Source organism: Ligilactobacillus acidipiscis, assembly GCF_900116935.1.
Lineage (GTDB): Bacteria > Bacillota > Bacilli > Lactobacillales > Lactobacillaceae > Ligilactobacillus > Ligilactobacillus acidipiscis.
Map to the genome: position 1 here is coordinate 1,644,426 of NZ_LT630287.1, position 13,792 is coordinate 1,658,217.

16 protein-coding genes are annotated in these 13,792 nt (G+C 40.0%); all 16 read right to left on the reverse strand.

Annotated features, from left to right (window positions below):
• Positions 1-55: 55 nt before the first annotated feature.
• The 16 genes from zwf to yajC all read right to left on the reverse strand — a co-directional run bounded on the left by zwf (position 56) and on the right by yajC (position 13,767).
• Positions 56-1,531, reverse strand: coding sequence for a glucose-6-phosphate dehydrogenase (gene zwf / locus BQ5903_RS07630; RefSeq protein ID WP_079579270.1), 1,476 nt, complete (start codon positions 1,529-1,531; stop codon positions 56-58).
• A gap of 218 nt (positions 1,532-1,749) precedes the next feature.
• Positions 1,750-2,508, reverse strand: coding sequence for an enoyl-ACP reductase FabI (fabI, locus tag BQ5903_RS07635; RefSeq protein ID WP_056971670.1), 759 nt, complete (start codon positions 2,506-2,508; stop codon positions 1,750-1,752).
• Positions 2,509-2,609: 101 nt separating this feature from the next.
• Positions 2,610-3,392, reverse strand: coding sequence for an acetyl-CoA carboxylase carboxyltransferase subunit alpha (gene accA / locus BQ5903_RS07640; protein ID WP_079579271.1), 783 nt, complete (start codon positions 3,390-3,392; stop codon positions 2,610-2,612).
• A 2-nt stretch (positions 3,393-3,394) separates the two neighbouring features.
• Positions 3,395-4,255, reverse strand: a complete 861-nt coding sequence (gene accD, locus BQ5903_RS07645; RefSeq protein WP_079579272.1) for an acetyl-CoA carboxylase, carboxyltransferase subunit beta — start codon at positions 4,253-4,255, stop codon at positions 3,395-3,397.
• Complete coding sequence (gene accC / locus BQ5903_RS07650; protein WP_079579273.1) at positions 4,242-5,621, reverse strand: acetyl-CoA carboxylase biotin carboxylase subunit; 1,380 nt, start codon at positions 5,619-5,621, stop codon at positions 4,242-4,244. The genes accD and accC overlap by 14 nt, the downstream gene beginning before the upstream one ends.
• Positions 5,622-5,629: 8 nt before the next feature.
• A complete protein-coding gene (fabZ, locus tag BQ5903_RS07655) occupies positions 5,630-6,061 on the reverse strand; it encodes a 3-hydroxyacyl-ACP dehydratase FabZ (protein WP_079579274.1) in 432 nt (143 codons plus the stop codon).
• 1 nt (position 6,062) lies between these two features.
• Entirely contained in the window at positions 6,063-6,521 is a 459-nt protein-coding gene (accB, locus tag BQ5903_RS07660; RefSeq protein WP_079579275.1) for an acetyl-CoA carboxylase biotin carboxyl carrier protein, read from the reverse strand.
• A gap of 3 nt (positions 6,522-6,524) precedes the next feature.
• A complete protein-coding gene (gene fabF / locus BQ5903_RS07665; protein WP_079579276.1) occupies positions 6,525-7,760 on the reverse strand; it encodes a beta-ketoacyl-ACP synthase II in 1,236 nt (411 codons plus the stop codon).
• 549 nt (positions 7,761-8,309) lie between these two features.
• Complete coding sequence (gene fabG, locus BQ5903_RS07670; protein ID WP_079579278.1) at positions 8,310-9,041, reverse strand: 3-oxoacyl-[acyl-carrier-protein] reductase; 732 nt, start codon at positions 9,039-9,041, stop codon at positions 8,310-8,312.
• Positions 9,042-9,992, reverse strand: a complete 951-nt coding sequence (locus BQ5903_RS07675; protein WP_079579279.1) for an ACP S-malonyltransferase — start codon at positions 9,990-9,992, stop codon at positions 9,042-9,044.
• Between the two features lie 14 nt (positions 9,993-10,006).
• Positions 10,007-10,255 carry an acyl carrier protein gene (locus BQ5903_RS07680; RefSeq protein WP_010499053.1) on the reverse strand — a complete coding sequence of 83 codons (249 nt, stop codon included), beginning with the start codon at positions 10,253-10,255 and terminating at the stop codon, positions 10,007-10,009.
• A 57-nt stretch (positions 10,256-10,312) separates the two neighbouring features.
• A complete protein-coding gene (locus tag BQ5903_RS07685) occupies positions 10,313-11,290 on the reverse strand; it encodes a beta-ketoacyl-ACP synthase III (protein WP_079579280.1) in 978 nt (325 codons plus the stop codon).
• Positions 11,291-11,310: 20 nt separating this feature from the next.
• Positions 11,311-11,751, reverse strand: coding sequence for a MarR family winged helix-turn-helix transcriptional regulator (locus BQ5903_RS07690; RefSeq protein ID WP_010499049.1), 441 nt, complete (start codon positions 11,749-11,751; stop codon positions 11,311-11,313).
• A 75-nt stretch (positions 11,752-11,826) separates the two neighbouring features.
• Positions 11,827-12,273, reverse strand: coding sequence for a 3-hydroxyacyl-ACP dehydratase FabZ (fabZ, locus tag BQ5903_RS07695; protein ID WP_010499047.1), 447 nt, complete (start codon positions 12,271-12,273; stop codon positions 11,827-11,829).
• Positions 12,274-12,670: 397 nt separating this feature from the next.
• The gene (gene tpx / locus BQ5903_RS07700; RefSeq protein WP_079579281.1) at positions 12,671-13,162 is read right to left on the reverse strand and encodes a thiol peroxidase; all 492 of its coding nucleotides are present in this window, start codon (positions 13,160-13,162) and stop codon (positions 12,671-12,673) included.
• A gap of 173 nt (positions 13,163-13,335) precedes the next feature.
• Positions 13,336-13,767, reverse strand: coding sequence for a preprotein translocase subunit YajC (gene yajC, locus BQ5903_RS07705; RefSeq protein ID WP_010499036.1), 432 nt, complete (start codon positions 13,765-13,767; stop codon positions 13,336-13,338).
• Positions 13,768-13,792 lie beyond the last annotated feature (25 nt).

Genomic DNA, 13,792 nt, shown 5'->3' on the forward strand with positions numbered 1-13,792 from the left:
TGTCACTGCTATTTTATCATCCAATATTCAATTATAAAATATTTACTGTGAGATCCTACGCCTCATCTGGACGAAAATGCCACTTATTTCCATCCTCTTTTAAGAGATCAGTTGCAGCCTTTGGTCCCATTGAGCCACAGGCATAATTGGGAAAGGCATCTTCTGGCAGATTTTCTTGATCCCAAGCTTGACGGATAGAATCGACAAATCTCCAAGAATAGTAAACTTCATCCCAATGTGAGAAACTGGCTGAATCCCCTTGCAAAACATCATACAAAAGTTTTTCGTAGCCAACCGGCATCTTAGACTGGATCTCTTCGCCATGTTCATGCCGCAAATGCATACTTTGAATACTGTATTGGTCAAAATCAACTTTTTTACCATTTAAACGCAGTTCCATCCCTGGATTTGGCTCCACCTTAAACGACAAAATATTGCGTTTTAATTTTCCATGACCAAAAACATTGTATGGTGCATTCTTAAAGACTACATCAATGCGGGTTTCTTTTTTCGTTAAGCGTTTCCCGGTTCTAATATAAATCGGGACACCAGCCATGCTCATATTATCAACAAAGATCCGTCCCGCTACAAATGTTTCTGTCTGAGAATGTGGATCGACCTGATTTTCTTCCCTGTAAGCAACTTGTCCATTGCCTGGACCATACTGTCCACGAACAAAATTTTGTTTAACACCTTCTGGATCATAAACACGCAAAGCTTTCAGAGCACTGATTTTTTCCTTGCGAATATCTTCATCTGCATACATCGTCGGCGCATTCATAGTCAGCAAAGCAACGGTTTGCAAGATATGATTTTGAACCATGTCCCGCAAAGCACCAGCATTTTCATAATAACCCGCACGTTCTTCAACGCCCAAGGCTTCGCTTAAAGTGATCTGAATGTTGTCAATGTAACGATAATTCCATAAAGCATTAAAAATATTGTTGCTAAAACGCAAAGCTGGAATACTCTGAATCATTTCTTTGCCTAAATAATGATCGATCCGGTAAACATCTTTTTCTGGGAAATACTTATTAATGCTGTCATTCAATTCACAAGCACTTTTGACATTATGACCGAATGGCTTTTCGATCACAACCCTATTATAACCCTTTTCAGTCACGAGTCCTTGAGTTTTAACGTGTTGGCAGATCGTAGCAAAGAATTGGGGGGACATCGCCAAATAAAAGACTCTATTACCTTCAAATTCATACTTATTTTCCAGTTCATCAGCCAATTTCCGCAAAGTTTCATAGTGTTCGGTATCATTTACATTATGTGACTGATAGTAAAAATGGCTTGAAAATTCATTTGCCTGTTGCGCAGTGACTTCCATACCAGAAATAGAATTACGTACAATTTCTTGATAGCGTTCGTTAGTCCACGGTCGCCGGGCGGTCCCAACAACGGCAAAATGCTTTTTTAAATACCCTTGTTTATACAAGTTAAACAATGAAGGATATAATTTGCGTTGGGCCAAATCTCCCGTCCCACCAAAGATAATAAACAACGCTTTTTTTTCATTTGTCATTTTATTGCGCACCACTTTCATATATTTTTACTAATCACAACTTATTGTACCATTGTTTATTTTATCAAGACCAGTCAGATGTTTCTAAAGAATTGATAGTCTCTTAACATATTAATTTTAACTTTATTAAATAACAAGTATGACTGCAGCCAATTAAAATACCCCATATTTAATAGATCAACTATCAAACACGAGGCATTCTTAAGTATGTTTACAAATTAAATCAAATGGACACCCTTATCAACGTAGATCGTGTCACCAACAACACCAGTTGCCAAATCACTCATCAAAAAGGCACATGCTCCGCCGATTTCATCAGTAGTTACCGAGTTACCATCAACAGTCCGACTTTCTGATTCTGACAGTAAAGTCGAATGATCCTTAACACCAGTAACAGCGAGTGTCTTCACTGCTCCAGCAGAGATCGCATTGACACGGACACCGTATTGTCCCATATCACGAGCCAGGTAACGTACATTCGCTTCCAAAGCAGCTTTAGCAACGCCCATTACATTATAATTAGGGATCGCCCTTTCAGAACCAAAATACGTTAGCGTAACAATACTTGCAGGATCATTTAAAATCTCTTTACCATAACGCGCAACAGCTAGTAATGAGTATGATGAAATGTTTTGAGCCATCGCATAACCGTCACGACTAGTATTTTGAATATCACCATCTAATTCTTCTTTATTGGCAAATGCAATGGCATGAACGATACCATCGAGTTTACCAAAACGTTCCTTGATCTCAGAAAAAGCTTTATCCATACTTTCATCAGTAGCAACATCGCATTCAATCAACAAGTCTTCATTATCAACTAACTTTTTAATACTTTTTTTCATCCGTTCATTTTGATAAGTATAAATGACTGTAGCTCCTTGTTTTTTTAATTGTGAAGCACAGCCCCAAGCAATCGAACGTTTATTAGCAACGCCCATCACTAAAATTTTCTTTCCTTCTAACAAACTTCCCATAAAAATCGCTCCCTTGTTTTTTAACCCAACTAGATGTTTCAACGACCAAATAGATTTCAGCACATTAGTCCCAAGCGGTCATAACTTAGTTACCTACTTTACTAAAATTTTCTAAATCTGGCCTTTCTTTGCGCTACTAATTCATCAGGTGATAATTTTTCAAGTTTTTCAAGTTCTGGTCTCAAAATTTGAATGATATTTTTACAAAAACGCTTATGCGCATTGGGTTCCGGAATGATTCCTTCAATAATATTTGCCTTTAGCAAATCTTCTGGAGTTAATTGCATTACCTCCGCAGCTTCATCCGATTTACTAGCATCTTTCCATAAAATTGAAGCAAATCCTTCGGGTGAAAGCACTGAATACATACTATTTTCACTCATCCAAACTTCATCACCGCACGCCAATGCTAAAGCACCGCCACTACCGCCTTCACCATAGATCACCGTTAATAGCGGAACTTTAACACCGGCGATCCCCAGTAAATTTCTTGCAATTGCTTCGCCTTGACCTTGCTCTTCTGCACTTGCAGCCGGATAAGCACCAGCTGTATTGACAAAAGCTAAAACCGGCCGTTCAAATTTTTCAGCCTGCTTGATCAAACGCAGTGATTTTCTATAGGCAGCAGGTGCCGGACTGCCAAAATGTTTGGCGATCCGGTCTTTGGCAGATGTTCCTTTATCTATTACTAAGACGGTCACTGCCCGCCCGTTAAAATGAGCTAAACCACCAACGATAGAAGGATCATCATCATTTAGCCGATCGCCATGCATTTCCATAAAATCGGGAAAGATCTCTGCCAATAATTCCTGACCGGTAACTTTTTGTCCATCACGTGCGGTTGCGACGATTTCGCCGGCCGTCCGCTGCTTTTTCGGAAACAAACTTACGATGACTGCTCGCCCGCCTTTCCTTGGTTCATTTCTAAGAGCCAAACAATAGTTTTCTTTTCGTCCTCACGTTTAACTATCGCATCAATAAAGCCATGATTCAAAATATTTTCTGCATCTTGAAGATCTTCGGGTATTTTTTGGTGCATCGTCTGTTCGATCACTCGTTTCCCAGCAAAACCAATTAATGCATGCGGCTCTGACAAAATAATGTCACCCTGCATCGCAAAACTAGCGGTAACACCGCCAGTAGTTGGATCTGTAATAATTGAAAGATAAAACAGACCAGCTTGGGAATGAGCATAAACAGCTTGAGAGACTTTAGCCATTTGCATCAACGAAAATATTCCTTCTTGCATGCGTGCTCCCCCAGATGCAGTAAACAAAACGACTGCTTTTTGGTGCTCCGTGGCATATTCGAATAAACGAGTAATTTTTTCACCAGTCACGGTACCCATTGAACCCATAATAAATTTAGGATCCATGATACCCAAACAAAATTCCTGCTCCCCGATTTTGGCTACGCCAGTCAAAACAGAATCATTTAAATCGGTAACCCGTTGAGCTTTCTCAATTTTCTTATCATAATCAGGAAAGTCCAGTGGATCAGCGGTCTGTAAATCTTGGTCCATCTCGGAAAAGCTGTCCGTCAGCCATTCAAGTCGCTGACGACTGGAGATTCGAAAACCATAATCGCAATTAGGGCAAGTAGTATAAATACCTAGATCTTTATGATACACTGATTTTTTACATTTAGGACAAGCTAACCAGACACCACTAGGCACACTTTGCTGCGCGTTTTTATCTGCTTTGATATGTTTTTGTCCCAGTGTTTTCAGTTCATCAAACAGCTGCATTGCTTTCCCTTCTCTTCCATTCAGGCAAGAATACCCGTTCTACATAGTCCGTGGTAATCGTACCCTTTTTAAACTCCGGATCTTCTAATAACGCCAGATAAAACTTCTGGTTAGTGGTGATCCCTGAAATAATCATTTCATCTAATAATCTTTTGACCTTTTCGATTGCTTCAGTTCGATCATGGCCTAAAGCAATCAACTTAGCGATCATTGAGTCATAAAATGGCGAGATCGTACAACCTGCATATAAAGCAGTATCCATCCTCATTCCTAAGTTTCCAACTGGAACATAGAGATATTTAACTTCCCCTGTAGATGGAAAAAAATTTTTACTTGGATCTTCAGCATTAATTCGGCATTCAATTGCAGCACCTTCGAGGTGAATATTTTTTTGTGCAAAGGGTAATTTTTCACCGGCAGCCACCCTTAACTGAGCTTTGACCAAGTCGATCCCGGTTACCATCTCCGTAACTGTGTGTTCAACTTGGATCCGTGTGTTCATTTCCATAAAATAAAAATTATGCTTTTGATCCATTAAAAACTCGATCGTTCCTGTATTTAAATAATTGATCGAGTTCGCTGCACGCAAGGCGATTTCACCTAACTGGCGCCGCTGATCACCGGTGATCAGCGAACAAGGGCTCTCTTCGATCATTTTTTGCTTTCCCCGTTGAACCGAACAATCACGTTCAGGAAAATAGACTGAATTACCTTGCTGATCGCAAAAGATCTGCACTTCAATATGCTTAACATTACCCAAAATTTTTTCCAAATACATGCGGCCATCACCAAACGCACTCTGAGCTTCACGGCTGGCTTCTTCAAATGAAGCCGTTAAAGAATCTTCATCATCAACACGGCGGATACCTTTACCGCCGCCACCAGCAGCTGCCTTAAGTAAGATTGGAAAACCAACTTCTTTAGCTACCTCTTTAGCCTCAGTAGCATTTTTTAAAAAGCCTTCACTGCCTGGGATCACTGGAACACCGCTCTTTTGCATTTGAACACGAGCGTTGGCCTTGTTTCCCATCAAATCAATTGTTTCTGAACGTGGTCCGATAAAAGTGATCCCGCAATCTTCACACATTTCAACAAAGCGGCTGTTTTCTGAAAGAAAGCCAAATCCCGGATGGATCGCTTGAGCACCGGTACCCACGGCTGCGGCCAAAATATTTTCCATATTCAAATATGAATCTTGCGGTCGAGCTGTCCCTACACATACTGCTTCATCTGCTAACTGAACGTGCAGACTTTCCCGGTCTGCCGTGGAATAAATAGCTACTGACTTGATTCCCAATTCTTTCAGAGAACGAATGATTCGGACTGCAATTTCACCACGATTTGCTACTAATACTTTCGAAAACATTCTAATTGCTAATCTCCAATCATAAATGTGATTTCAGCCGTACAGGCCTTTTTTCCATCAACTTTTGCAACAGCTTTGCCTAGGCCAACATTGCCTCTGATTTTTTCTAAATTGGCCTCGATTTTCATCTGATCACCTGGCCGCACGACCTTCCTAAATTTGGCTGTCTTGATGCCGCCAAAATAAGCGGTCTTACCCTTAAACTCATCCAGAGTCAATAATGCAACTGCTCCAGTCTGTGCCATGGCTTCAACGATCAAAACCCCAGGCATAACTGGGTTGCCAGGAAAGTGTCCTTGGAAAATCTCCTCATGTGCGGTCACATTACGCACTGAAACTGCTCTTTGTCCCGGTTCTAGTTCCTCGATCCTGTCTATCAGTAACATCGGATAGCGGTGCGGAATTATTTCTTGGATCTGAGTTGAATCTAAAACTGTCATCTTAACCCTCCTCAACAAGGAATAGTGGTTGATCGAATTCAACTAATTCTTCATTTTCAATCAAAATTTCTCTAATTGTACCAGCTACTTCACTTTTGATTTCAGTCATCATCTTCATTGCCTCAATGATACAAACAACGTCACCTTTAGAGACTTTTTGTCCAACAGAAACATATGAAGGTTTTTCTGGTTCCGGCTTCAAATAAACTGTTCCAACCATCGGTGCATTGATCGGTGTTCCTTTTTCTTCAACCTTTTCTTCTTCAGCAGGAGCTTGTTTTTGTGGAACACTAGCTGTTTGAACTGGAGCAGCAGGTGCATTGACAACAGGAGCTGCAGGCTGAAAAGATGTTTCATTCTTACTAAGATGGATGTGAAAGCCTTCTGTCGAAATTTCCATTTCTCTTGTGCTTGAAGAATTAAATTCATCCATCAAATCTTTAATTTCGTTAAATTCCAACTGTTAGTCACTCCATTTTTTAAATGTCAATACTGCATTATGACCACCAAATCCGAATGAATTACTGATGGCATATTCTAAATCTGCTTTTTTCTCGTTAATTTCTGTCACAACATTGACCTTACATTCTGGGTCTTGTTCAACTAAACCAATATTAGGAGGTAAAATCCCTGTTTGTAAGGCCGCAACGGTAGCAACTGCTTCGATCGCACCGGCTGCACCTAATAAATGCCCTGTCATTGACTTAGTACTGCTGACTTTAACATCGCTATCTTTACCGAAAACTTGGTTGATAGCATGAGATTCACTTGAATCATTACTTGGTGTAGCAGTTCCATGGGCATTGATATAACCGACCTGTGCCGGTGTGATCTGTGCTTCAGCGATTGCTTGTTGCATAGCCCGAGCTGCCCCTTCGCCAGAAGGATCAGGTGATGTCATGTGATAAGCATCAGAAGTCGACCCATATCCAACAATTTCAGCTAAAATTTTGGCTCCGCGTTTTTGTGCATGTTCCAGACTTTCCAAAATCAATGTTGCTCCGCCTTCACCCATAACAAAACCTGAACGGTTACTGTCAAATGGCAAAGATGCTTTGTTTTTGTCTGCTTCAGTCGTCAAAGCTGTTAAGGCAGCAAAACCGGCAATCCCGATCTCGTTGACAGAAGCCTCCGAACCACCAGTGATCATTACTTGTGCTCGGCCTTCTTTAATTTGCCGGTAAGCTTCACCGATTGCATTCGTACCTGAAGAACAAGCTGTCACGATTGATGTTGAGATATTTTTGGCGCCCAGACGAATTGAAATATTTCCGGCAGCCATATTTACAATAGAAGTTGGGACAAACATTGGTGAAACTCGTTGTGGTCCCTTATCATGCATCTTGATAACTTGTTCTTGAATAGTAGTCAAACCACCGATCCCAGAACCATAGATCACACCTAATTCATAAGGATCTGTATTTCCTTCGCTGATGCCAGCCTGTTCAGCTGCTTCTAAAGCACTATGAACTGCATATTGTGAAAAAAGATCCATTCTGCGGCCTGCTTTTTTGCCAACTCTTTCTTTGACATCAAAATTTTTTACTTCACCTGCAACATGAACACCAGTTTCAGTTGCATCAAATTTAGTGATCTCGTCGATACCAAGTTTCCCCGCCAAAACGTTTTCACTAAAGGCTTTCGCATCATTTCCGATCGGGGTCACAGCCCCCATTCCGGTAATCACTACTCTAGTCATACTTCACGCTCCCTTGATTATGTTTTTCGAGCTATATTAGGATCATTACTTAAAAATCCTTTTAGGCCCCATTTAATCTTTCTTGCCCTAATTTCTAGTTGAGATCCGAAACCCAAACGGTAACCACTCACCGAATCTAACACTACGTTGTCAACGTATGCAATATGTTGGCAACGACTGCTAGTGCTCACTTTTAAACGGGTTTCTTTGCTCTGTTTTCGTAGTTGGGTTGCGTGAACCAAAAGTCTGCGTCTATCCAACTTTACCAACAAGCCGTCAAAATCACGACTTATTGATAAGGTCAGATCGTGCGCTACTTTTAACCGGTTCACTTCACCCTGTTTTTGTAGTTGGGTTGCGTGAACCAAAAGTCTGCGCCTATCCAACTTTACCAACAAGCCGTCAAAATCGCGACTTATTGGTAAAGCCCGATCATGCGCTACTTTTAACCGGTTCACTTCACCCTGTTTTTTTGACAGAAGGCCACCTGACTAACTAGCATATCGTGATACGACAAGCTTGCAGCAGTGACCTCCTTTCATTTAACTTTTAAATTGTCATTCCGCCATCAACACTAATAACTTGTCCAGTAATATAGTCATTTTGTGCTAAAAATGTCGCAGTTTGTGCAACTTCTTTAGCATCTCCAAAACGCCCAAGTGAAATACCTTCAAGCAGTTGCTTTTTAACTTTATCACTTAAGATCTTGGTCATATCGCTTTCGATCATTCCTGGAGCAATTGCGTTACAACGAATATTACGTAAGGCGCCTTCTTTAGCAGTTGTCTTAGTCAAGCCAATGACACCGGCCTTGCTGGCGGCATAATTTGCTTGACCAACATTACCGTGCAAACCAACTACACTAGCTAAATTAATAATGACACCTGAACGTTTTTTATTCATTTTTCGTAAAACTGCGCGAGTCATTGCATAGGTTCCGACTAAATTAACATCGATAACTGAACGAAAATCATCTTCATTCATACCGATCAACAACTTATCGTTTGTAATACCGGCATTATTGACCAAAACATCAATTTGTGGAAAAGCTTGATAAGCTTCTTTGACCATTCGTTTAACATCCTCGGCCTGAGAAATGTCTCCCAAGATCGTGGTACATTCTACTCCACATGCTTTAATTTCTTCTTCTAAGTCAGCAGGGACTTCTTTTCTGGCATTTAAGATCACATTACATTTCGCTTGTGCAAATGCTAGTGCGATCTGTTTACCGATCCCACGAGAAGACCCTGTGATGAAAGCTGTTTTACCTTCTAGATCCATCTAATTACCTCGTATTTCTTCTAAAAATGCTTGATAAGTGTCGTGATCTTCAACTTGATAGCGTTTGACCTTACGATCAACTTGCTTTACAAACTGAGTTAATGTTCCTCCTGGACCGAGCTCGATCGTCGTATCTACATCTTCGTTGTCAAATAAGTAAGAAATACAATCTGCGAAGTGTGTTGGAGAAACGATTTGTTTCACCAGAGTCAAAGGAATCGACTCTTTAGCGAATGGTTGACCTGTCGTATTACTAATGACTGGCACGCTTGGCTCAGAAAAAGTGATTTCATGTAAAATTGGAGCCATCTTGTCACTGGCATTCGCAAAAAGTTTGGTGTGAAATGCGCCGGAAACCGGCAATTCGATCGCCCTTTTAGCAGCTTTAGCATCAGTGATTTGAGCAATAGCTTGAGAGACGGCATCTGCTTGTCCGCCGATCACAACTTGTTTTGGCGAATTGTAGTTAGAAACAGCAATGATCTGGCCGCTTTCAGCCAGCTTGCGACAGATTTGTTCAACAGCAGCAATATCTGGTTTCAATAATGCAGCCATCTTACTTTGACTATTTTCTGCATCTTCTTGCATGAAACGAGCCCTGGCTTCCAGTGCTTTGATACCATCTTTTTCAGACAGAGCATCAGCGGTGATCAAAGCCGCGTATTCACCCAACGATAACCCAACGATCCCACCTAATGGCAGCTCTGGCAGATCACGCTTGACCATCGCATTAAGGCCTAAACCTAAAGCAACAATCGCAGGTTGTTGGTACATAGTTTGCTCTAATTGCTGATTTTTATCGGCCAAAACTTCAAGCAAATCAAATGAACCTATTTCAGAATTGATCCGATCGAGAGTCTCCTTAAACAAAGGATCCTTTTCATAGAGATCAAGTCCCATTTCACTATACTGAGACCCTTGACCGCTAAAAAGGATAGCAGCCTTTCCCATCCCGCTCACCTCGCTTATTCAGCTTTTGCGTCAATTTCTTTTTTTACATAGTTGACAACATCTTGAATAGTTTTAACATCTTCACTTGCTTCTAACTTGATATCTAAGTCATCTTCAAGTTCATTCATGATCTCAAAAACGTCTAAGCTGTCAGCATCTAGATCATCCTTGATATCTGCCTCTAAAGTAACATCAGCAGCATCTACATCTAATTCATCCACAACGATATCCTGTACTTTTTTCAAAATTTCCTGTTCATTCATAATAATTTTCTCCTTTTGATTGATAAATATTTGTTAATTAGTATTATTACTTGTCTATTAAAATTTAATAACTTGTGTTCCTACGGTCAAACCGCCGCCGAAACCACTGAGCACAACTACTTGTCCTCGCTTGAGCTGTTCTTTTTTAACTAACTCATCCAATAAAATAGGTTCACTGGCAGCAGAAGTATTCCCATATTCAGCAATATTGATTGGAAACTTATCTTGTGGTTGTTTCATTCTTTTCGCTATTGCTTTAACAATTCGAGCATTAGCCTGATGTAAAACAAACAAGTCCACATCTTCCATAGATATTCCTGCCTGATCGCATGCTTCATTGATCGACTCAGGTACGGCATGGGTCGCAAATTTATATACAGCTTGACCATCCATTTCAAACGGATGAAGTACCGTACTTTTTTGCGGGGGGAACTTACTTAGCGGCATCGTTTTGCCGGCTGCTAACTTATCGTGCTGTGCCCCATATGTTTTTAGGACACTAGCCAAAATTTCTGAAGCAGCCGTTTGCTTATTTTCAAGTAAGACTCCCGCAGCTCCATCTCCAAAAAGTACCGCTGTGCTCCGATCTTGCCAGTCGATGACTTTGGATAATACCTCACCACCGATCAGCATCGTACGCATTGCCTTTTTACCGGCCAAAAAACGAGCGGCAACATCAAGTCCATAAACAAAACCGGAACATGCTGCAGAAATATCAAAGCAAAAGGCTTTGCTAGCAGCGATGTTGCCTTGAACTATAGCTGCAGTCGATGGCGTGTAGGAATCTGGAGACATAGTTGCTACTATAATCATATCCAATGATTCGGCCGGCCAGCCGCTTTGGTCTAAAAGACGTTGAGCAACCTTAGTACATAGGTCAGAAGTATTTTCTCCAATACTGATATGACGTCTCTTGATTCCTGTGCGAGCTGAGATCCATTCATCTGATGTATCCATGAGGTGACTTAATTCATCGTTAGAGACCGTCTTAGATGGAACATAGCTTGCTGTTTCAACGATCCTTATTTTTCCCATTTTATGTTTTCTCCCAATAATCAAGAATGATCATCCATAAAGCGTTCTAGGTTTCTTAGCGCTCGCTGGATCACGCTGACTTCTTCATCATTGAAGCCGTTTAAAAATTCCTTGACCAGCGTGTGGTGAAAAGCAGCGTGTGCCCGATACTCGACCCTGCCTTTCTTAGTTAAGCCAAGTCGAACAACACGCCGATCATCTTTAGAACGAATTCTTTCAACGTAACCTTTTTTTGCCAAACGATCGATGGTCGATGTCAATGTTCCTGGCGTCAAATGTAATTCTTTGGCCACCTCTGAAGCTGTTTTGTGCTCATACATAGAAATTGCATTGATAGCATGCATCTCCTGAATAGTAAGGTTATTAAATTGGCTTTTGCGCAATTCACTTTCTTCGATCCGCAAAATATTGGAATAAATTTTAACCAATGAATCACTGATCCGTTGATAATTTTCAGACATCGCCTTACCGTCCTTTTTTGTTTGCCATTCAAATAATTTGGTAACCAAAACATATATGACACTTTTAGCAAGGTGTTAAACCTTTTGACCCGTCTCTTCAACGACAAACATCAATTCAGCACTACATGCAATTTTATCAGCTACTCGAGCCAAAGTCTCCACAATGCCAACGTTCGCACGTTTTTTGATCATTTTGATCTCAAGTTTTAAAACATCGCCTGGGCGAACCATCTCACGAAATTTAGCATTCCGAACTGAACCCAAATAAGCCGTTTTACCTTTAAACTCTGGTGATTTTAAAATCAATATCGAAGCAGCCTGTGCTAATGTTTCAATGATCAATGCTCCCGGCATGACCGGATTTCCTGGAAAATGACCCTTAAAAAAAGATTCATTGATCGTGACATTTTTGGTTGCGACGATCCGCTCACCAGGTTCTAATTCGTCAACATAATCGATATAACATATCGGGTAGCGATTCGGAATCAAGTCCATGATTTCTTGAGCACCCATTATTTTCAAACTTGCCACCTCACTCAAAAGTATTTCGAACATCAAAATATTCGATGAAAGAATGATATTACAGTAAATAAAATGTGTCAAATTTTTATGGACAATTAATATCGAAGATTTTAGATAGTAAAAATATTCCCTAATTTTCTAACAGAAACGTGTCTTTTCAGTATCCACAAAGGCATTATGTACCTTATTTAAAGCTTTTTTATACAAATTATCATTTTTATTTTCTTATACATATATATACTGTTAACTTATGTTTATAAAGAGAAAGATCCTATTTTAAAAAAATATTTTTAGTTTGATGTTCAAAATTATCATCAAATTATAATTTAACTGGTTAAATTTTAGTTCAAAAAAAGCGTAAATCATCGACTTACGCTTTTAAATAACTATTTCTTTTTTAAAGAGCAGATAAAAAACCAAGTGCTCCTGCATAATTTGGCTCATTAGTCATTTCAGGAACAAGCTCCTGGTATAGGATTGTCCCATGCTGATCAACGATCCATATACTCCGAGCGTCAGTATTATTTTCACTGACAAACAAACCAGTTTTTTGTCCAAATTCTGTTTGTTCATCTGAAAGAAGCTGCATATTTTTCACATCTTCAGTGGCACACCAGTCTTTTTGCTGGTCAGGAGAATTTGTAGAGACCGTATAAAAATTAACTCCATCATACTTGTCAACTTCTTGATTAAATTTCTTAGTGGAAATACTGCAAACACGAGTATTAATATCTGGGACAACGCTAAAAAGACTCGGCTTGATCAAAAGATCTTTTAACTGTACTTGCTTTCCTTCAGCATTTGTAACAGTAAAGTTGGGCATCTTTTCCCCTACTTTTTGAGGTTCTCCACTTGTTTGAAGTGGTTGATCGTGACGTGTGATCTGCATTATATTCGTTCCCTTCATAATAAACTATTTCCCTTTAATTTTACCAAATTGTGGCAGTTAACTAAAGAAAAAGGTTTTTATTAGATATATAAGCTACAAGAGAAAATGACATTTTGTGACCTTTCAAAAAAACTCGACGCAAGTCTCCAAAGAGAACTTACATCGAGTTCATATTATTTCTCTGAATCATCTGAATCTTGCTTGTCTTCAGCATCAGTAGAAGATACATCATCATTTGAAGCTGTATCTTCAGCTGCATTATCAGGCTTTTCTTCAGTTTCCTCTTCTGTCGAAGGTCCAACAGGCTGTGTTGATGCATGATCAACAACACGACCTATAGCGGAACGGTTAAAAACCAAATAAACGCCATCACAATCCAAAGTTACTGATTTATCAGCTTCGTCGATACTATCGATCACACCATGTAAACCACCAATAGTGACAACATTATCGCCTTTTTTCAAGGCATCCATCATTTGCTTGCGTTTATCTTGTTGTTTCTTTTGTGGACGGATCATCATGAAATACATTAAAGCGATGAAAGCCACAAAAACAAGAATTGTCGAAAGGCCGCCTGCGCCGCCTCCTGCACCAAGAATATACATTATTTCTCGCTCCTAACTTAATATA